A 20,907-nucleotide genomic window follows, 5' to 3' on the forward strand; every position below is an offset into this window, starting at 1 on the left:
AAGCCGTAAAGCGTTTCGGTAAGAACAAAAATGCAATGGCATGCAAGCTCAACGGGAGCAAACTCCAGTCGACAGCACACCTAAATAGGCGAGTTAAGCGGCTTGTTGGCTAAATCGATATTGAAGGTTTGAGACTTTCCAACCCGATATACGGGCGGGGGAAGATGCAGCAGCAAGCGTCCAATCAGATGTGATATCCACATTAATTGGCTCAATCAAATTAGGCGTAGACTCAACAGTAAAATCTACTGCAAGTAAATAAGTAGGTTTAACCTCGCGCATATCATGCTGTGCAAGGCTAATAAATCGTGACGAATTTATAGGAGCAAAATTTAAGTCATCTGAGTGGCTCACATAATCGGAGTTTGAGCAGGGTATTGGCAAGGTGGTTGCTGAATCGACACTGCTGGCATCAGTAACATTGTTGTTCAATGCACCGCAGCTTTTAACAACCTGTGCATCCGATTGGGTTATCGCGCTTGTATTAGCTGAGTTTAGCGCTTTGGTCTTGTTATCAAGCCTAACCGAATCCAGCTGAACACTATGGCTAGCAGAATCACTTTGCTGTACATATGTTTTTTGACTATAGATTTTTGGCGAATAGCTAGCCGAGTGTGCAATCAACATGATCGCCACGCAAACTAACATTAATCCCGTACGCCAATGTTTAACCAAAACGTGCCTCTTAATAAAACGAACAATACTCGTTAAAACTTAACTGTTTGGTACTCAACCGCCGGTCTAGATAAATGGCTCTGCTAAATTGACGTAAAATCAACAATTCGCAACTAAGGTACAAGCAACACACAATAATTATGCTGATTTTGCTAGAATTGCAGCTTAGATAAAAGTCCATCTAGAGACAAATTAATCTTTGTCCATCTTATCTAAACGCGATCGCCATCATTAAAAAACTTAAATTAAAGCACTAAGCGTAAGCCTTCAACTCAAGTATTAAGCAACAAGATAAGTTAGGCTTGCCAATAACAAAAAAACCGCCCTAGGGCGGTTTTGGATAATTCGTGACTCACACTCACGATATCATCAGCAAATTATAAATACTGTACTGAGATAATTTCGTAATCTGTCACGCCACCAGGGGTAGTAATAGACACTTCGTCACCCTCATTTTTGCCCACTAAGCCACGGGCAATCGGTGAATTGACCGAAATCAGATTTTCTTTAATATTCGCTTCGTCATCACCGACTATGCGATAGGTGACTTCAACATCAGTATCAAGGTTTAAAATCGTCACAGTTGCACCAAAAATCACTCGGCCGTTATTCACCATTTTAGCGACATCGATAATTTGTGCGTTAGATAACTTACCCTCAATATCACGGATACGAGCTTCACAAATCCCTTGGTCTTCGCGAGCAGCATGATATTCCGCATTTTCTTTTAAATCGCCAAGCTCTCGCGCTGAGGCAATCGCTTCTGTGATTTTTGGGCGGCGCTCAAACTTGAGAATATCTAACTCTTTACGCAGCTGCTCTGCACCGACAACTGTCATAGGAACCTTAGTCATAGCTTCTTTCGTCTCCTTTAAAACAAAAGCAACCCGTGTCGACGCTAAGGTCAACACAGTCAAATGGGGGTGGAATTGCGCTATTCTAATCGTTATGCGCTTTTGATGCATCAACAACAATGCAGTTAAGCAGCTTACCCAACCTTAAACCCAGTTACCAGTAATGAAATCTAAATCCGCGAACCAGATAAAATAAAAAATGGCTCGTCAATTAATCATCACTGATATGTGTGCTATTAAATGCAAAAATGCCCACTCGCTACAAAGCTCCGTGGGCATTAAATATAAAGCAGAGTCTGGTTATAGCAACAAATACATAACTATTCTAAACCAGCTTCAAACGTTAAAAATATTTCACTGACCGTTTTATCGGCAAGGATTTTATCTGAACTTGGGCGTTCAATTGAAGCATGTAAAAGATAACGCCCAGCAGTAGGCAAGGTCATTGCCACTTTACCATCTTTATCAGATGTTAATTCCATCTCTTCAGGTTTGTTACGATACACACTATCGTCTTTAATAATAGCAACACTGACGCCAGCAACTGGCTTACCATCATACACAAACTGCAAAGTAGCGGGTTCATTCTCGACGATATCAGCTGGATGAGTCACTGGGACTAATTCTAAAAATTCGCCCTTTGCAGCTAATACTTTGTCAGTTGGTTTATTTCGAGTGACGTAGGTTTCCACTCGTGACACGTTTAAAGATCCTTCTAACTCATAGGCATCTTTAGGCATTATGGCTGCCGTTGCTTTTTTATCTAAACGACTACGCACAAAACCTTCTTTTCCTTTCACTTTATAGCGAGAGAAGTAGCGCGGTGTGACTTCTTTTTCAAACTTATAAGTCCCATCTTGAGTCAGCTGCACATCAAATACCGATTTACGTCCACCGGTGTAACTTGAACTAGGGGAAATTGAATCGCCACTTGGTAGTGATATACGCACATCACTGGCAGTAACAGGCTTATCCATCATAAACACTTGATTACTGGCCGATACATCAGAGGTGATCCACACTGTTTCTTGGCTTTCTGCAGAAACGTTAAAATGACTAGGTAAAATCCATCGATCATGGCTGCTAGCCAATGGACTAACACACAGCGTACCTAATAATGCCACAAGACGTAATTTCATCTTTTTCCCTTAAATTAAAGAAGTTAAACAACCAACTGTAGTGGCTCAGTGAGCCATACCGCTTAAGCGTATGTCGATAACGCCCGTTTCTGTGGTTGCGGGTAACTGTGAAGTAAAGTCTCCCGCAGCTAAATCTATGTTTTGACGCACTAAGTCACGGCCACCATGCTCACGCACCACTTCAATAAATACTGTGTAAGTGCCAAGTGTGACTGATTTCCCTGACTCATCTTTTAGATCCCAATCAATTTTGTAGTGACCAGCAGGACGGGTAGCCGATGCTATGCCATCGACAAAACTCATATCTTCGCGACCCGCTTTACGCCACCAACGGCGGATATCCTTTAACCATTTATGGCCTTCATCCCACACCCAAAGACTCAAGGTTTTAACTGGTTGTCCTTTAGCGTCCTCAACCCAAACGGCCACATAAGGTCTATGATATTGGCCTTCAGTAATCTCAGGTAACGTCAAATCGACGGTCAGTTTAGGGGCTGCCAATACAGCAGAACTGGCAAATAAAGCACTCACTGCAATGATACGAATAAGATGACGCATGTTCGATTGAAACTCCTTATGGAACAAAATAAATATATACCAGCCCACAGCCACTGCTTACCAACACCATGTATAGCAATGACTTTTTAAGGCGCTTAGTTTGAGGTAACAACAAATATGCGCCTGTAAGTGAAAATAGAATAATCAGTACAGCGCTGAGATCCAGTATCCAAGCCCAGGCAATGCCAGTATTACGGCCTTTGTGCAAATCATTAAGCACGGCTACAGCACCGTAATCTAAGGTTTCGATATAAGCTTTACCATCGAGTAAGTCCAGTGTCACGCTGCGGTAGGTACCGGGTCCTTTACTGACTAAGCTAATTTCATCCTCAGCAATATCGGCAGTGCTAATATCCATCGCCCACTCGCTTTTTAACCAATGCCCAGCAGCCAATCGCCACTGTGGATCTTCGGTAGCATAGGGTTGTAAATAGCTAGGAATAACGGCTTGCTCACGCACAGGTTCCTGATCAGATTGGGAAAACCAATTAGGATGATTCAGTGTGATACCGGTTACTGCGAAAAACAGCATCAGCAACAGCAAGGCCATAGACACGTACACATGGATAATGCGGGCAAAAGATAAAGACGACTTACTAACTCTTAATTTCAATGACACAATCTCAAAGGCAACCACAAGGCATGCATAATACCGACTTGATTGCTTTTATCTATGCTGCTTACTGGTTTAGATAAGTCGCATTAAACTAATTTAATACGGTGAGATTAAATGAGATCGATTATCAAACAGAACAATCTTTACAAACTTTACACTTCTAAAGCCGCTAAGAAATAATTATTAAAAATAAAGCGCTTACAGGCAAAACAACATTTAGCATTCAAAATCTATCATAGTTGATTAAATTAGTCGTAAATCATCTAAGGTAACATTTATAAATATTGATTAAATTCATAGAGATAAAAATTAACATTGAAGAAGCATTTCGGGTTTAATATTTACTTTTAACCCCCTATCGTTTACCTCATGCCAATCGGCTACAATCCGCCGCCGGCGACTTGCTGGTGCCCCCAAGGAATTATTATCTTGAGTACATCTTTGCTCAAAAAAATACGTTGCTTACACATTGTGTGGTTAGCGTTAATGCTCAACGCCTGTGTTGCTCCGTTATTATTAATGTCACCCCAAGGTCAACTAATGTGGGCCTTACTCAAACCGCTGGTTGGTTTAGACCCCAATGATGTCGGCTTATTTGAACAACCGTTGATCAAAAACCGTATGCGAGAATTACTGGGTAAAAATTACGACACTACATTGTCTTTACTCAAAACCGCCGACAAAATTCAGCAAGAAGGTCCGCTTATCTATTTAGTATCGACTTATACTCCGATCCCCGAGATGGCAGAAAAAGCAGGCCTCGTATGGAACTCTGATACTAATCAAATGGCCGTAATGCTAATGAAAGGCGGTGCGCCTTTAATCATCTCAGAACAATTGAGTAATCAAACAGAAAAATTGGTTCCGAGTTGGCCAAAAGAATTAGCCGACTATACCGATCCACAGAAGTTACAACAAAAAGCATTGGAGGCAGGCACCAGCCAAGTGCAGCAACAGTTAGCAATACCTGACGCGGACGGTGTTAACGCCGCTCAAGGTGTTGCTGATGTAAAAGAGACAGTAATGGAGGAAGCAGCAATGCCAACCAATATCACTGAATCAGCGGCAAAACCCACAGCACCTGCAATGCCAGCGGTTCCAGCGGTTCCAGCGGTTCCAGCGGTTCCAGCGGTTCCAGCGGTTCCAGCGGTTCCAGCGGTTCCAGCGGTTCCAGCGGTTCCAGCGGTTCCAGCAGAAATAAAATCACTACCTGTTGTTGAAGTTAAAAAGCCATAAAACGAATAACCACAGTACCGAATAGAAAAGGTACTGTGGTGTTTGTTGTTTTATCTATGCATCGACTCCACTGCTCAATATCCTTATTTGATCATCAAACCCTGGTTACCTCAGCACTAACCTGTATTGAAATTCCAGCCATACTCAATATATTCTCTATTAAGCTAAGCATCTATCAACCCGATAAAGGTGGCATAAACATAACAACAGAGAGGAATAATCTATTAATAAATGTTGGTAAAGGAGGCAATTAAACAAATGAAAACGCAAAAACAAAATAGTAGAATAAAATGGTAGTAAATAGTAAATAGTGAAAAGCCAGAAAGCAAAAAGCCTGTCCGAAGACAGGCTTTTTAACTTTGGCTGGGGTACAAGGATTCGAACCTTGGAATGCTGAGATCAAAACCCAGTGCCTTACCACTTGGCGATACCCCAATAAACTGTTTTTAATCTTCTATCGAAGATTGCATTTTGATGGTACGGGAAGAGAGACTTGAACTCTCACACCTCGCGGCACCAGAACCTAAATCTGGCGTGTCTACCAATTTCACCATTCCCGCATCAAAATGTACCAAAATTGTTTACTCAACAACTTTGGATTTTTCTCTGTTAAATGACTTTAATAGAGCTAAATATGGTAGCAATGGCGGGATTTGAACCTGCGACCCCAGCATTATGAGTGCTGTGCTCTAACCAACTGAGCTACATTGCCAATGGCTGGGGTACTAGGATTCGAACCTAGGTATGCTGAGATCAAAACCCAGTGCCTTACCGCTTGGCGATACCCCAAAACTACTTAACGCTTAAAACTCAGAAAAATGGCTGGGGTACTAGGATTCGAACCTAGGTATGCTGAGATCAAAACCCAGTGCCTTACCGCTTGGCGATACCCCAACTAACTCTGTTACAAACATCCGCTATTGCCGATATTTCTAAATTACATTTTAAATGGTACGGGAAGAGAGACTTGAACTCTCACACCTTGCGGCACCAGAACCTAAATCTGGCGTGTCTACCAATTTCACCATTCCCGCACTGCTCTGTTTAACATCTAGAAAGATGAACGTTACCGTCAATGTGTAGTATTTCATTAAGTGAATGTTGTACAACACTATTCATATAATGGTAGCAATGGCGGGATTTGAACCTGCGACCCCAGCATTATGAGTGCTGTGCTCTAACCAACTGAGCTACATTGCCACTTTAATATTACGCGCCCCTCTCAGCGAGGAACGGGGCGTATTATGCTTATTCGAGGTATCTAGGTCAACAGCTTTTTTCCGCTATTTCCCTTAGGCTAAGCTGTTCGGCTATTACTTCACCAAACTGAGCAACAGATGTGCTAAATAACGCACTATTACTCGTACTTAGCTTAACTTTTCAATACTAATAGCTTATACAGTCGTCGTTATACGTTAAAGAGGAAATGCATTACATCGCCATCTTTAACAATATAGGTTTTACCTTCTACACGTAATTTACCCGCTTCTTTCGCACCTGCTTCGCCTTTATGGGCAATGAAGTCATCAAATGACATCACTTGGGCACGAATAAAACCACGTTCGAAATCGGTATGGATCACACCTGCGGCCTGCGGAGCACTCGCACCAACGGGCACAGTCCAAGCACGTACTTCTTTTACGCCCGCGGTAAAATAGGTTTGCAGATTAAGTAATTCATAACCAGCACGAATAACGCGATCAAGACCGGGTTCTTCTAAACCTAAATCCGCCATAAACTCTTCGCGTTCTTCACTTTCCATTTCGGCAAGTTCAGATTCAATCGCGGCGCATACTGGAACGACAATCGCGTTCTCAGTCGCCGCAATCGCACGCACGGCATCAAGATGTGGGTTATTTTCAAAACCGTCTTCTGCCACGTTTGCGATATACATAGTTGGTTTTAAGGTTAAGAAGTTCAGATAAGCTACAGCATCTAGTTCTTCTTTGGATAAATCCATTGAACGCAGCATTTTCGCTTCATCTAAAATCGGGCGCATTTTTTCTAATACGTCTACTTCAAATTTAGCGTCTTTATCGCCACCTTTAGCACGCTTTTGCTGACGTTGTACCGCGCGCTCTAAGCTATCTAAGTCTGCTAAAGCTAATTCAGTGTTAATCACTTCGATATCACCAGCGGGATCAACCTTGTTAGCAACGTGCACTATATTGTCATCATCAAAACAACGTACAACATGACCAATCGCGTCAGTTTCGCGGATGTTAGCGAGGAATTTGTTACCTAAGCCTTCGCCTTTAGATGCGCCCGCCACTAAACCTGCAATATCGACAAACTCCATGGTTGTTGGCAGCACTCGTTGTGGGTTCACAATCGCCGCTAACGCATCTAGACGTGGATCTGGCACAGGCACAACACCCGTGTTAGGTTCGATAGTACAAAACGGGAAGTTTGCCGCTTCGATACCTGCCTGAGTTAACGCATTAAAAAGCGTCGATTTGCCTACGTTAGGAAGACCAACAATGCCGCATTTAAAACCCATATGCTTACCTTTCTCTCAATTATTGGCTGACAAGTCACACTCATCAGCGAGTTTTAGTTGTGCTGCCCTGTGGCAGCACATTACTGAATGATTAATTTGCTTAACGCAAGTTTCACTTAACGCAAAACCTATTCCGCTTTAAAAGCGTGTAATCTGTTCATGGCTTTAACCATGTCTTGCTTGAACAATATTTCAGTGGCGCGCACAGCTTCATCTATCGCCGCCTCGATAAGCTCTTGCTCTTTGGCAGGCGCTTTACCTAGTACGTAACCACTCACTTGGTTTTTATCACCGGGATGGCCGATACCCAAACGTAAACGGTAGAAGTTTTTATCATTAGCCAATTTAGCAATAATATCTTTCAAACCATTATGGCCGCCATGGCCACCACCGAGTTTGAATTTAGCCACGCCAGGCGGTAAATCGAGCTCATCATGTGCGACTAGAATTTCTTCTGGCAAAATGCGAAAAAAATTCGCTAATGCGCCAACCGCTTTACCACTTAGATTCATATAAGTGGTAGGGATCAATAAACGGACATCTTTACCGTGCAACACGACTCTAGCTGTTAACCCAAAGTACTTACTGTCGGCCACCAAAGTCGCGCCGCAAATTCGAGCCAACTCAAGTACGTACCAAGCACCGGCATTATGACGAGTCTGTGCATATTCGGCGCCTGGGTTCGCCAGACCCACGATTAATTTTATTTCGCTCATGGCACTCAATATCGTTATTTCGTCAAAGCCCGTCGCGCAAAGTATCGACTGAACTGACTATAGCTACTAAAAACGCGGCATTTTAGCACTCAAAGCCCCAGTCAACAAATGTCACGTCAACCCACAGGGTAAGAACACCGCACAACTCAGAATTAATTAAGCCCCATTGCATACTTGAGCACAGTCTTTTTGATCGGTGAATTGATATTTGCCAGCTTTAACGCGCCATTACGTAGTAGCTTAAGTGGCAGAATATCGTTGCTAAACCCTGCGTAGAACAAGTCCATCGCTGTCATCATCAGTTGGTTATCGCGATAACGCTGGCGCTGATATTGGGCAAGCACTTCGTTTGACCACCACATTTTGTCTTGAGCTAACGCGTCTTTTATGACCGCTACAAATGCTTCTACATCCTTAAAACCTAGGTTAACTCCTTGGCCAGCTAACGGATTGATGGTGTGAGCCGCATCGCCTAAAATGACGATATTATCACTGTAGTAACGCTGAGCATGGCGACGAGTGAGGCTAAAACTGCCTTTATTGTCAACGGTAAAGTCAGCGTCCAAACGCGCGGGAAAATGCACTCTTATCTGCTCAGCAAGCTGTTTGTGATTAAGCTGCATTAACTGTTTTATTCGATTGGCATCGTCGTACCACACCAGCGAAGCATTATTGCCGGGCAACGGTAGTAAGGACCGTGGCCCTTGGGGTGTAAACTGTTGCCAAGTCACATCCTGCTGGCCTTGCGCTGTGCTGATATTGATAAGCATGGCCGACTGGGCATAGTCCCAACCTGAAATACCAATTCCTGCCCATTGACGCACCTGCGAGTTAGCACCATCGGCGCCCACTAGGAGCTTAGCCGCGAGTTTGATCCCAGATTGTAACTGCACAGTGATGCCGTCACTATCGCGACTAAACGCCGTTACTTTATCTGGACAATATAAGGCGATGCCATCCAGTTGCGCCATCTGTTGCCAAAGTGCAAGTTGGACTAAACGGTTTTCTACTATATGGCCTAAGTGACTGGCGCCAATTTGTGCGCTGTGAAATTGGGTAATACAGCCATCAAGTTCCCAGGTTTCTAAGCCAAGATAAGGCACATTACGCATGTTAAGTAGTGATTCTAAGGCGCCAAGACGTTCAAGTAATGCTTCAGAGGCGACACTAATCGCCGATACGCGCACATCTAACGGCTGCTCCGCATCGTAAGTCTCTGGCGCGAAAGATTCGATTACTGCCACTTGCAAGCCCTGCTGGGCTAAACCAATTGCCGTCGCTGCGCCGACCATACCGCCACCGACTAAAATCACATCGAAACGGATAATGTCAGAATGCAGCGCATCGGATGCCAACGCTGCACGGGTCTCTTTAATCTGGCTCATCTTAGTTACCACTCTAATGCCCTTCCTTTATATGTACTCAAGCGATTTATCCCACACTGCCTAAACCCATGTTCGATCGCACCCGTTCGATTATGCCTTAGTTCAAGATTTCACGGAAATATTGAGTGGTTTGAGTATAAAAATCCGTGAGACAATCGCTATTCTTGCCTCGATTTAAGCGGAAAGCCTTAATGCTCAGCAAGTTAGAACAACAGTGTCGCAGTCAGCATATCAAACCTAGTATTTATAGGGGGATTACGCACTATAAAAGCCAACGGCTAATATTGCGGACAAAGCTAGTCAGCAGCCGTAACTGCAGGTAAAATGTCGCGCTATTTTTATTGGTCATCTTAGGCGACACAACTGATGAGTAAGAAACTCCATATCAAGACTTGGGGCTGTCAAATGAATGAGTATGACTCATCCAAGATGGCTGATCTATTAAACGAATATCAAGGTTACACCTTGACGGACGAAGCGTCTGAAGCAGATATCCTTTTGCTTAACACTTGTTCTATCCGCGAAAAAGCGCAGGAAAAAGTGTTTCATCAGCTAGGGCGCTGGAAAACGCTTAAAGATAAAAATCCCAATTTGATTATTGGTGTGGGCGGCTGCGTTGCCTCGCAAGAAGGTAAAGCGATTAAAGACAGAGCCCAGTGTGTTGACATTATTTTTGGCCCACAGACTTTGCACCGTTTACCAGAGATGATCGATCAAGTTCGTCGTGGTGACAAAGTTGTTATTGATATCAGCTTCCCTGAAATCGAAAAATTCGATCGCCTGCCAGAGCCTCGCGCCGAAGGCCCAACTGCGTTTGTATCGATCATGGAAGGATGCAGTAAATATTGTTCATTCTGCGTCGTACCTTATACGCGCGGTGAAGAAGTCAGCCGTCCATCGGACGACATCATTCTTGAAATCGCCCAATTGGCGGAACAAGGTGTGCGCGAAGTGAACCTGCTTGGCCAAAACGTGAACGCTTATCGCGGCGCTACCCATGATGGGGCTATCTGTACATTTGCAGAATTACTGCGTTATGTCGCGGCAATTGACGGCATTGACCGACTGCGTTTTACCACTAGCCACCCAATTGAATTTACGCAGGATATTATCGACGTTTACGAAGATACCCCTGAGCTAGTGAGCTTTTTACACTTACCCGTGCAATCGGGCTCTGACCGTATTCTAACGGCAATGAAACGTGGTCATATGGCGATTGAATATAAATCAATTATTCGCCGTCTGCGTAAAGCCCGCGAAGGCATTCAAATCAGCTCTGATTTCATCATTGGTTTTCCTGGCGAAACCAAAGAAGACTTTGCCGACACCATGAAGTTGATTGAAGACATAGGTTTCGACCACAGCTTTAGCTTTATCTACAGTGCACGTCCGGGTACACCAGCAGCAGATTTACCCGATAATGTTGATATGGAAGAGAAAAAGCAGCGCCTCGCCATTTTGCAAGACCGTATTACTCAGCAAGCTATGCGCTACAGCCGCCATATGATGGGCACAGTACAGCGTATTCTGGTTGAAGGTCCGTCGGTAAAAAATCCAATGGAACTGCGCGGCCGTACCGAAAATAGCCGAGTAGTGAACTTTGAAGGTCTACCAAAGCACATTGGCACGTTTGTAGATGTGGAAATTGTTGACGTTTACACTAACTCATTGCGCGGTATTTTTGTTCGTGGTGAAGATGAAATGGATCTACGCCGTAGCTTACGCCCATCAGATATTTTAGCTAAGCATAAGCAAGATGATGAGCTAGGTGTGACACAATTTAAGCCATAGGCTTTAAATTAGCGTAAACCGTACCTATATCTAAAAGGGCGACATTGTCGCCCTTCTGTTTTGTTGTACTTTATATTATTAACGCTATCGATTGCGATTTTCCGTTAGCAATTATCAATTACGGCTCGTAAACTGACAGCATAACTCAAGTCCTCAAGATAGCGGTTTCAGTATGTTAAGCTGGTTTGAGGATATATAACGATACTGAAATAATATCGTGCCTACATTTTATTATTTGCGATTGGGAGTCTTATTTGTCCAGTAAATTAACCACCATGAACTTGTATCTCGAACCCGCAGAAACTCGCCGTTTAGCTTCTTTATGTGGCCCATTAGATGACAATATTAAACAAATAGAACGTCGTGTCGGTGTTGAGATTGTCCGCAAGAATAATCATTTTCAGATCACTGGCCTGCCACGTAATTGTTTAAGCGCTAATAACTTGCTCAAAGAACTCTATATTGAAACCCAAACGGTTAAAGGCAGTACGCCCGATATTGAACCTGAGCAAGTACATATCGCCATTCAAGAAGCTATCGCCTTAGAGCAAGCTGACGACAGTGATGATAGCAGTATCAATATCAAAACCCGCCGAGGTGTCATTAAGCCACGCAACCCCAATCAAAGCTTATATGTGGCTAATATCACTCGCCACGACATTACCTTTGGTATAGGCCCTGCGGGAACCGGTAAAACTTTCCTTGCGGTAGCCGCGGCAGTCGATGCCTTAGAGCGCCAAGAAGTACGCCGAATTTTACTGACCCGTCCAGCGGTCGAAGCCGGTGAAAAACTCGGTTTCTTACCCGGTGATTTAAGTCAAAAGGTCGATCCTTATTTACGTCCACTCTATGATGCGTTATTTGAAATGTTGGGTTTTGAAAAAGTAGAACGTTTAATCGAGAAAAATGTCATCGAAGTGGCACCACTGGCTTACATGCGTGGTCGTACTTTAAATGATGCTTTTATTATTCTTGATGAAAGTCAAAACACTACCATAGAGCAAATGAAGATGTTCTTAACTCGCATAGGCTTTAATTCCCGTGCAGTGATCACCGGTGACATTACTCAAACCGACTTACCTAAGCATCAAAAGTCAGGCTTACGCCACGCTATTGAAGTATTAAGCCAAGTAGAAGAAATCAGCTTTAACTTTTTTGTCGCGCAAGATGTGGTACGCCACCCTATCGTTGCGCGCATTGTTGAGGCATATGAGGCCTTTGATTTAAAAGAACAAACCTTAAAAGCGCATAAAGAAAGTCAGTATCAAAAACAACAGCAGGAAACCGCAGCACATGAGTCTTAAGTTAGCACTGGATATCCAACATGCTGCCACAAGTGACTGGTTGCCCACCGATGAGCAGTTTACGCTGTGGGCTCGCACTGCGATTGGCAATTGTATGGATGAAGCTGAACTCACCATACGAATCGTTGATAACCGCGAGAGCCAAATGCTCAATAATACCTATCGCGGCAAAGATAAACCGACTAATGTATTATCGTTTCCCTTTGAGGCTCCGCCAGAAATTGATCTTCCTTTACTCGGAGATCTTGTTATTTGTGCGGCTGTCGTTGAAAATGAAGCCCGTGAACAGCAAAAGACCTTAGAGGCACACTGGGCACACATGGTTATACATGGCTGCTTGCATCTATTAGGTTATGATCACATTGAAGATGAAGAAGCTGAAGAGATGGAGTCTTTAGAGATCCAGCTCGTTGAAACGTTAGGTTTTACAAACCCATATAAGGAACAGTAAATTAGCTAAGATAATCCTATCAACGCTAATGAGAAAACTATGAGCGACGACACCCCCCCTAGTACAAACGCCCACAAAAAAAGTTGGTTTGATAGAGTAAGTCAGCTATTTCAGGGCGAACCTCAAAATCGCGAAGATCTAGTCGATGTGATTGATGGTGCAGAAATGCGCGATTTGATCACCCAAGACACCCGCGAAATGATAAAAGGTGTATTAGATGTTTCTGATATGCGTGTTCGGGATATTATGATCCCAAGAGCTCAAATTGTCGCCCTCCAGATAGATAACTCGGTCGAAGAGTTACTGGCTACTGTAATAGGTTCTGGCCATTCGCGCTTCCCTGTCGTCAACGAAGATAAAGACCACATCGAAGGTATTTTACTGGCCAAAGATTTAATCCCTTATGGTTTTTCTAACAGTGACGAGCCTTTCTCTCTCTCACGCGTTATCCGTCCTGCCGTTGTGGTGCCAGAAAGCAAACGTGTTGATGTGCTACTCAAAGAATTCCGCTCGCAACGTTACCATATGGCGATCGTGGTCGATGAATATGGCGGCGTATCGGGACTGGTGACTATCGAAGATATTTTAGAAGAAATTGTCGGCGAGATTGAAGATGAGTTTGACCACGATAGCACCGAAGAAACCGAGATCCGTAAAATAAGCAACACGGTTTATATGGTCAAAGCCTTAACGCCAATCGAAGATTTCAATGAAGAATTCAATACTGAATTTAGTGATGAAGAGTTTGATACCGTCGGTGGTTTAGTCTCACATGCCTTTGGCCATTTGCCTGAACGTAACGAGAGCATCAACATTGAAGGCATTGAATTTAAAGTTATTAGTGCTGATACCAGACGTTTGATCCAACTCAGAATTAAACTCCCCGATACTAATACTAACCAAGACATAGACTAATCACTCGTGCTTAAACAAATTCGGGCTTTTGCCCAACAAAAGTCCCGACCTTGTGCTTTGAGACTCATACTGGCATTTGCCCTTGGCGCCAGTACGGCGCTTTCATTTGCGCCCTATTCCATTTGGATTATCTATCCGTTTGCTATGGCCATTGCCCTCTGGCATAGCCGAATGCTTAGCACGAAGGCGAGCTTTTACTATTGGCTAAGCTTTGGATTTGGCTGTTTTGCTATAGGAATCAGCTGGGTACATGTAAGCATGGATGTCTTTGGTGGCATGCCGCTCATCGCCTCTGTTGGCTTGATGGCCTTGCTAGCCTTGTATTTAGCCTTATATCCCGCGCTAACCGGTTTAGTACTGTCGTGGTTAACCAAAACGTGCAACAACGATGATAGTGATGATAGTGCAACCAAGTTAAGTCTTTGGCGTAATCTAGCCCTCTTCCCCGCGCTGTGGACCTTAACCGAGTGGGCTCGCGGCTGGGTGATGACCGGTTTCCCCTGGTTATGGGCCGGTTACTCGCAAACTCAAGGGCCGCTAAAACCCCTTGCGAGTATTATAGGTGCACTAGGCTTAAGTTTTGTGCTGGCAATGCTCGCTGGCGCATTGGCTTTGTGCTTTGTTAAGCGTTATAAAAGTTTACTGTTTGTACTGCTAGCCTGTGTTTTAGCCGTTTGGATAACACCGACACAGTCTAACATTCATCCTACGGGTGAAAATGTCAAAGTGGCACTGGTGCAAGGTAATATCCCCCAAAGCATGAAGTGGGAACCCGACGCGCTATGGCCAACACTGTTAAAATATATGGATTTATCCCGCGAACATCTGGATGCCGATATCATTATTTGGCCAGAAGCCGCTATCCCTGCGCCCGAGTCTATGGTGCAAGAATTTTTAGATAACGCCAATAAAGTCGCCAATCTAAATCATACATCAATCATTACTGGCATTATTAGCCATCAAAACAATAAGTTTTATAATTCATTGATTGTGCTTGGTAATCACAATCAAAAACAACAAACAGGCCCAGATTATGAGGGCGATGGCAGTAATCAATTTAAGAAACATCACCTATTGCCTATCGGCGAGTTTGTGCCTTTTGAAGCACTGTTGCGCCCGATTGCGCCTTTCTTTAATTTGCCTATGTCCTCCTTTGCCAGAGGCGAATATCAACAGCCAAATCTAAGTGCCTTAGGCCATAAAATTGCGCCAGCCATTTGTTATGAAATTGCCTTCCCTGAGCAATTACGCGACAGCGTCAATCTAGGAACCGATATCCTATTAACTGTCTCTAATGATGCTTGGTTTGGTAGCTCAAACGGCCCATTACAGCATATGGAAATCGCCCAAATGCGCGCTGTTGAATTGGGACGACCTTTATTGCGGGCAACCAATAATGGCGTAACGGCTGTGGTTGATGAACATGGCAATATCACCGCATCATTACCCCAGTTTGAAACCGGCGTACTCAGCGCAACGATTCCATTAGTCACAGGACAAACTTGGTTTGCAAAAATAGGCCAAACGCCATTACTCATAGTCTGCGGCTTACTGGTTTTACTAGGCCTTGGTCGACGTTTTAAAGGGTAATAGGATTTAAACCAATATGACCAAGTCAATAAAAATAAACGGCAGGCTTTAGCTTAATTGAGTTCGTCATGATGATTATTGTACTTGGGATTTTGGCGGGGATTGCCGCGTCTAAATTTATCGATTGAAGTTAATAGGTTTGGGTACAAACTCTAAACCAATTACAAGCCAGCATTAAAACAGCCACCACGCTAACCTATACAGCGCCCAATTACCTAGCCAGCAAAGCCAGCGATGTAAGTCTGCGGCACAATATGTTATCAATCGCTAAGGTTGACTCGTTGATGATAGGTAACGTAGTTAATAAGTCCTAGCGTCGAGTTCTTATATAAAAAACGACGCAAATGCGTCGTTTTTTATTGCTACACAATAAGCTCATTAAGGCGTGAGGGGTTCGCGGGTAAATTCTCCATTATCACATTCAGGGCAATCAGAAATCGTACTTGGGAATTCAATACTCATTTCATTGCCACAGTTAGTGCATACCATGATGCCTTGGTTCACAATATCGCCACTCTGGTAATAACCATGATGCTTAAAGTCTTGCGTTAACTCATGCCATTCTACTTGACTGCGGTCGGTTATTTCGCTGAGCCAATGCCAAAGCGTATTCTCTAAAGTGATAACTGTTGGGCTATGACTAAAGCTATCAGCGTTTTGTTCACGCAGAAAGCTCGCTATATCACGCTTTAAAAATTGTTCCACTAAAGCTAGCTCATCTTCCCCAGCCTGTTCTTTAAGGCGTAAAAATTCTTTCCCTTGAGTGACAGAATTAAATAAATTCTTTACAGTCATAGTGTTATCTTCTGCAAACTGAGATTTCACTTCGGCAATTAAGGATTGATACAGTCCTAATAACACGTTACTTCTATCATTCATAACCAATACTCCTTCATACGAACCTTTTTAATACATCGCTTCTAGTTTATTCTATGCAGATCTTACTCGCGCTGATATGGCGTTAGATCAAATAATAGGCGGCACTGCCGGAAATAGAGTGATGCAAGAGCAATATAATCCCTCAGAAATTGAAGCCTTAGTGCAAAAGCACTGGCATGACAACAAAACCTTCGAAGTCACTGAAGACGCAAGCAAAGAAAAGTTTTATTGCCTTTCAATGTTTCCGTACCCTTCTGGCAGACTCCACATGGGACACGTACGCAACTATACCATAGGTGACGTAGTTGCACGCTTTCAACGTCTTCAAGGCAAAAACGTGCTCCAACCTATTGGTTGGGACTCATTTGGTTTGCCTGCAGAAAATGCCGCAATCAACAACAAGACTGCGCCTGCGCCATGGACCTATGAAAACATAGAGTACATGAAGAATCAGCTGAAACTATTAGGTTTTGGTTACGATTGGAGCCGTGAAATCGCCACTTGTACCCCAGAATATTATCGCTGGGAACAATGGTTCTTCACTAAGTTGTACGAGAAAGGTCTAGTCTACAAAAAAACGGCTTCGGTCAACTGGTGTCCAAACGATGAAACCGTACTGGCAAACGAGCAAGTACAAGATGGCTGCTGCTGGCGCTGTGATACACCTGTCGAACAGAAAGAAATTCCACAGTGGTTTATTAAGATCACTGATTACGCCGAAGAATTATTAAACGATCTGGATACCTTAGATGGCTGGCCTGAACAGGTTAAGACCATGCAACGTAACTGGATTGGTCGTAGTGAAGGAGTTGAGGTCACCTTTGGCGTGGCTGATAGCAACGGCTCTGCCACAGCCAACACTTTCGATATTTATACCACCCGTCCAGATACCTTAATGGGCGTAACCTATGTAGCCATTGCTGCCGGTCACTCATTAGCTGAGCTTGCCGCGCAAACCAATCCCGAGCTTGCAGCCTTCATTGACGAGTGCAAAAACAGCACAACATCAGAAGCCGAACTTGCGACTATGGAAAAACGCGGTGTCGCTACAGGTCTTTTCGCCATTCATCCATTAACCGGTAAGCAAGTACCTATTTGGGCAGCTAACTTTGTGTTGATGAACTATGGCACTGGTGCTGTGATGTCGGTTCCTGGCCACGATCAACGTGATTTCGAGTTTGCGAAAAAATATGATCTAGCGATTGAAGCCGTGATCAAGCCAGTTGATGGTGAAGTCGCCATTGACGAAGCCGCATACACCGAAAAAGGCATCCTAGTTAACTCGGGTGAATTCGACGGTTTAGACTTTGAAGCGGGCTTTAATGCCATCGCGAATAAGTTAGTCGCTGAAGGTAAAGGCAAGCGCCAAGTTAACTATCGCCTGCGCGATTGGGGTGTTTCACGTCAGCGTTACTGGGGTGCACCTATTCCTATGGTGACCTTAGCCGACGGCACTGTGATCCCAACGCCTGCTGATCAACTGCCAGTATTACTGCCAGAAGATGTGGTGATGGACGGTATTCAAAGCCCAATCAAAGCCAATAAAGAATGGGCAAAAACCCAGGTTAACGGTCAAGATGCGCTGCGCGAAACCGATACCTTTGATACCTTTATGGAATCCTCTTGGTATTACGCCCGTTACTGCAGCCCGCATGCAGACGAAATGCTCGATCCTGCTAAAGCTAACTACTGGCTACCAGTCGATCAGTACATTGGCGGCATCGAACACGCTTGTATGCATTTGTTGTATTTCCGCTTCTTCCATAAGTTGCTACGTGATGCGGGTCTGGTTAACTCTAACGAGCCAGCCAAGCAATTGCTAACCCAAGGTATGGTGTTGGCTGATGCGTTTTACTACATCAATCCAAAAGGCGCCCGCGTATGGGTATCACCTTTAGATGTAGCAACCACAGAGAAAGACGACAAGGGCCGTATTACTAAAGCTATCGACAAAGACGGCAACGAGCTGGTTTATACTGGCATGAGCAAGATGTCTAAGTCGAAAAATAACGGTATCGATCCGCAAGTGATGGTCGAAAAATACGGCGCCGATACGGTTCGCCTATTTATGATGTTTGCCTCGCCTCCAGAATTAACTCTGGAATGGCAAGAATCAGGCGTTGAAGGCGCACACCGCTTCATTAAACGTCTGTGGAAATTGGCGAACGAGCATGTAAACCAAGACAACAGCGAAGCCTTAGATGTCAGCAAGTTAAATACTGAACAAAAAGCGCTGCGCCGTGAAGTCCACAAGACGATTGCGAAAGTGACCGACGATATCGGTCGCCGTCAGATGTTCAACACTGCGGTTGCCGCCGTGATGGAACTGATGAACCATCTGCAAAAAGCGCCACAAACCACAGGTCAAGACAACGCCATTATCGGCGAAGCTTTATCGGCCATAGTGCGTTTGCTGTACCCTATCATTCCGCATGTTAGCTTTAACCTGTGGAACGAGTTAGGCAATGCAAGCAACATTGAAGATAGCCAATGGCCAATCGTTGATGAAGCTGCGCTAGTTGAAGACAGCAAGCTTATCGTTGTGCAAGTCAATGGTAAAGTTCGCGCAAAAATCACCGTAGCCGCCGATGCTGATAAAGAATCAGTAGAAGCCTTAGGCATGAGTGATGAACACGTGATCAAATACCTAGACGGCCTGACTGTGCGTAAAGTTATCTATGTGCCGGGCAAACTGCTCAGCATAGTGGCAAATTAATAGGAAACCGCGAAAACTTATGCTAATCAAACGCATATGCTTCGCAATCATGGCACTGGTCATCATGACCAGTGCCGGTTGCGGTTTTAAGCTTCAACGTAGCTATCAGATCCCTGATGCCCTCAATCAGCTAAGTTTGAGTAGCGCGGATGAATACAGTGAACTCACCCGCTTAGTGCGTGAACGCCTACGCTTGAACAATATTAAAGTTGTTGAGGAGGCCAATGACGTCCCGGTATTAAGGCTAATCACCGATTCTTTAGCACGCTCGACCTTATCTTTGTATCCCACGGGTAACGTTGCCGAGTATGAGTTAATTTATTTAGTCGAGTTTGCTGTGGCACTACCGGGCAAAGAGGCACAGCCTTTTAAGGTTGAAATCCGCCGCGACTATTTAGACGATCCACGTACCGCATTAGCAAAGAGCCGCGAAATGGAATTGCTGACCAAGGAAATGCGTATCCAAGCTGCTGATCAAATTCTGCAAGCAATGGCCGGCACTGAGGTGAATTAATGCAGGGCAATCATTAAATGCGGGACTACGATTAAATGAGAGTCTATCCCGATCAACTCTCCCGTCATCTTAACCAGCTATTGCCTTGCTATATGATTTTTGGTGATGATCCTTGGTTGATAGAAACTAGCAAAGATCAAATTCGCCAATTAGCCAAGCGCCAAGGTTTTGATGAAAAAGTCCAGCTCATCCAAGAGACTGGGTTTAATTGGCACGATTTGACTCAGGAATGGCAGGCTATGAGCCTGTTTTCCAGTAAACGCCTGATTGAACTGACGCTTCCCCAAGCTAAACCCGGCGCCGAAGGCTCTAGCACACTGCAAGCACTATTGCAGACGCCTAATCCCGATATGCTGTTGATTATCGAAGGGCCAAAGCTTGCGACTGAGCAAACTAATAGTAAATGGTTTAAAACATTAGATGCCCATGGCATGTATCTGCCCTGTGCTACGCCCGAGGGCGAGCAGTTTATGCGCTGGCTTGATGGCCGTATTAAGCACTTTAAGCTCAATCTACAAGCTGATGCCCGCGCTATGCTGCATGCCTTGTATGAAGGTAATTTACTGGCGGCCGACCAAGCCATGCAGTTACTGCAACTCCTAAGCCCGACGCAATCTATCAGTGCCGATGAACTAAGCCACTATTTTGAAGACCAGTCACGCTTCACTGTATTCCAGCTCACCGATGCACTACTAAATAATAAACAAAATAGCGCCCAGCATATGCTGACCCAACTCAATGGCGAAGGCACTGCCTTACCCATCCTGCTGTGGGCCTTGTTTAAAGAACTTGGTTTGTTATTCAATTTAAAATGCGAACAAGCTCAAGGCGCGGCGCTGAGCGCACTTTGGGGCAAACATCGGATTTGGGATAAGCGCAAACCTCTGTATCAAGCGGCGTTACAACGTCTTAGCCTTGAACAGCTCGAGCATATGCTCGCCCTCGCCTCAAAACTTGAGCTCAATTTAAAACAACAGGGTAAAGAGGATTGGACAGGCCTAAGCCATCTGTGTCTATTATTTGATCCTAGAGCCCACCGGCATCTGGCACATATAACTATTGACTAAT

General features: G+C 44.3%; 18 protein-coding genes and 7 tRNA genes. 9 read left to right on the top strand and 16 right to left on the bottom strand.

From position 1 onward, the window contains the following. Positions 1 to 93 precede the first annotated feature (93 nt). The 5 genes from C9I43_RS11300 to C9I43_RS11320 form a co-directional block, all read right to left on the bottom strand. Positions 94 to 675, bottom strand: coding sequence for a hypothetical protein (locus tag C9I43_RS11300; protein ID WP_373455342.1), 582 nt, complete (start codon positions 673 to 675; stop codon positions 94 to 96). Positions 676 to 1,052: 377 nt separating this feature from the next. Next, a complete protein-coding gene (greA, locus tag C9I43_RS11305) occupies positions 1,053 to 1,529 on the bottom strand; it encodes a transcription elongation factor GreA (protein WP_076496403.1) in 477 nt (158 codons plus the stop codon). 320 nt (positions 1,530 to 1,849) lie between these two features. Beyond that, a complete protein-coding gene (locus C9I43_RS11310; RefSeq protein WP_107883525.1) occupies positions 1,850 to 2,668 on the bottom strand; it encodes a DUF4198 domain-containing protein in 819 nt (272 codons plus the stop codon). Positions 2,669 to 2,713: 45 nt separating this feature from the next. After that, positions 2,714 to 3,226, bottom strand: a complete 513-nt coding sequence (locus C9I43_RS11315) for a DUF2271 domain-containing protein (protein ID WP_107883526.1) — start codon at positions 3,224 to 3,226, stop codon at positions 2,714 to 2,716. Positions 3,227 to 3,242: 16 nt separating this feature from the next. Further along, positions 3,243 to 3,839 carry a PepSY-associated TM helix domain-containing protein gene (locus tag C9I43_RS11320; protein ID WP_107884124.1) on the bottom strand — a complete coding sequence of 199 codons (597 nt, stop codon included), beginning with the start codon at positions 3,837 to 3,839 and terminating at the stop codon, positions 3,243 to 3,245. Between the two features lie 432 nt (positions 3,840 to 4,271). Here C9I43_RS11320 and C9I43_RS18955 point away from each other — a divergent pair, with 432 nt between their 5' ends. After that, on the top strand, positions 4,272 to 5,078 hold the full coding sequence (locus C9I43_RS18955) for a hypothetical protein (protein ID WP_146157135.1): 807 nt from the start codon (positions 4,272 to 4,274) through the stop codon (positions 5,076 to 5,078). Positions 5,079 to 5,438: 360 nt separating this feature from the next. Here the strand turns inward: C9I43_RS18955 and C9I43_RS11335 are convergent. The 10 genes from C9I43_RS11335 to C9I43_RS11380 form a co-directional block, all read right to left on the bottom strand. Further along, a tRNA-Gln gene (locus C9I43_RS11335) sits at positions 5,439 to 5,513 on the bottom strand. 40 nt (positions 5,514 to 5,553) lie between these two features. Further along, positions 5,554 to 5,638 (bottom strand) — tRNA-Leu (locus tag C9I43_RS11340). A gap of 75 nt (positions 5,639 to 5,713) precedes the next feature. Further along, a tRNA-Met gene (locus tag C9I43_RS11345) sits at positions 5,714 to 5,790 on the bottom strand. Positions 5,791 to 5,792: 2 nt separating this feature from the next. Further along, positions 5,793 to 5,867, bottom strand: a tRNA-Gln gene (locus C9I43_RS11350). A 30-nt stretch (positions 5,868 to 5,897) separates the two neighbouring features. Then, positions 5,898 to 5,972 (bottom strand) — tRNA-Gln (locus tag C9I43_RS11355). 55 nt (positions 5,973 to 6,027) lie between these two features. Then, positions 6,028 to 6,112, bottom strand: a tRNA-Leu gene (locus C9I43_RS11360). An 89-nt stretch (positions 6,113 to 6,201) separates the two neighbouring features. After that, positions 6,202 to 6,278, bottom strand: a tRNA-Met gene (locus C9I43_RS11365). A gap of 208 nt (positions 6,279 to 6,486) precedes the next feature. Further along, complete coding sequence (gene ychF / locus C9I43_RS11370; RefSeq protein ID WP_076496399.1) at positions 6,487 to 7,578, bottom strand: redox-regulated ATPase YchF; 1,092 nt, start codon at positions 7,576 to 7,578, stop codon at positions 6,487 to 6,489. A 128-nt stretch (positions 7,579 to 7,706) separates the two neighbouring features. Further along, entirely contained in the window at positions 7,707 to 8,294 is a 588-nt protein-coding gene (gene pth / locus C9I43_RS11375) for an aminoacyl-tRNA hydrolase (protein ID WP_076496398.1), read from the bottom strand. Positions 8,295 to 8,446: 152 nt separating this feature from the next. Then, positions 8,447 to 9,679 (bottom strand): FAD-dependent monooxygenase, encoded by a 1,233-nt coding sequence (locus tag C9I43_RS11380; protein WP_107883527.1) that lies wholly within the window; start codon positions 9,677 to 9,679, stop codon positions 8,447 to 8,449. Between the two features lie 366 nt (positions 9,680 to 10,045). Here C9I43_RS11380 and miaB point away from each other — a divergent pair, with 366 nt between their 5' ends. From miaB to lnt, 5 genes are all read left to right on the top strand, one after another. Then, on the top strand, positions 10,046 to 11,470 hold the full coding sequence (miaB, locus tag C9I43_RS11385) for a tRNA (N6-isopentenyl adenosine(37)-C2)-methylthiotransferase MiaB (RefSeq protein ID WP_076496396.1): 1,425 nt from the start codon (positions 10,046 to 10,048) through the stop codon (positions 11,468 to 11,470). A gap of 254 nt (positions 11,471 to 11,724) precedes the next feature. After that, a complete protein-coding gene (locus C9I43_RS11390) occupies positions 11,725 to 12,774 on the top strand; it encodes a PhoH family protein (protein ID WP_076496395.1) in 1,050 nt (349 codons plus the stop codon). Continuing rightward, positions 12,764 to 13,225: an rRNA maturation RNase YbeY gene (gene ybeY / locus C9I43_RS11395; protein WP_076496394.1), complete on the top strand. Its 462-nt coding sequence runs from the start codon at positions 12,764 to 12,766 to the stop codon at positions 13,223 to 13,225. Before C9I43_RS11390 ends, ybeY begins: the two co-directional genes overlap by 11 nt. A 39-nt stretch (positions 13,226 to 13,264) precedes the next feature. Continuing rightward, positions 13,265 to 14,140, top strand: a complete 876-nt coding sequence (gene corC, locus C9I43_RS11400; protein WP_076496393.1) for a CNNM family magnesium/cobalt transport protein CorC — start codon at positions 13,265 to 13,267, stop codon at positions 14,138 to 14,140. Positions 14,141 to 14,146: 6 nt separating this feature from the next. After that, complete coding sequence (gene lnt / locus C9I43_RS11405) at positions 14,147 to 15,730, top strand: apolipoprotein N-acyltransferase (RefSeq protein WP_107883528.1); 1,584 nt, start codon at positions 14,147 to 14,149, stop codon at positions 15,728 to 15,730. A 378-nt stretch (positions 15,731 to 16,108) separates the two neighbouring features. On the opposite strand, the gene C9I43_RS11410 is transcribed toward lnt, so the two are convergent. After that, entirely contained in the window at positions 16,109 to 16,609 is a 501-nt protein-coding gene (locus tag C9I43_RS11410) for a zinc ribbon-containing protein (RefSeq protein ID WP_076496391.1), read from the bottom strand. A gap of 121 nt (positions 16,610 to 16,730) precedes the next feature. Here C9I43_RS11410 and leuS point away from each other — a divergent pair, with 121 nt between their 5' ends. The 3 genes from leuS to holA are packed head-to-tail and all read left to right on the top strand — an operon-like array spanning position 16,731 to position 20,906. After that, complete coding sequence (leuS, locus tag C9I43_RS11415; RefSeq protein ID WP_107883529.1) at positions 16,731 to 19,325, top strand: leucine--tRNA ligase; 2,595 nt, start codon at positions 16,731 to 16,733, stop codon at positions 19,323 to 19,325. Between the two features lie 19 nt (positions 19,326 to 19,344). After that, positions 19,345 to 19,839 carry an LPS-assembly lipoprotein LptE gene (locus tag C9I43_RS11420; RefSeq protein ID WP_107883530.1) on the top strand — a complete coding sequence of 165 codons (495 nt, stop codon included), beginning with the start codon at positions 19,345 to 19,347 and terminating at the stop codon, positions 19,837 to 19,839. Between the two features lie 35 nt (positions 19,840 to 19,874). After that, entirely contained in the window at positions 19,875 to 20,906 is a 1,032-nt protein-coding gene (holA, locus tag C9I43_RS11425; protein WP_107883531.1) for a DNA polymerase III subunit delta, read from the top strand. Position 20,907: the final 1 nt, after the last annotated feature.

It is taken from the genome of Shewanella morhuae, assembly GCF_003028295.1.
GTDB lineage: Bacteria > Pseudomonadota > Gammaproteobacteria > Enterobacterales > Shewanellaceae > Shewanella > Shewanella morhuae.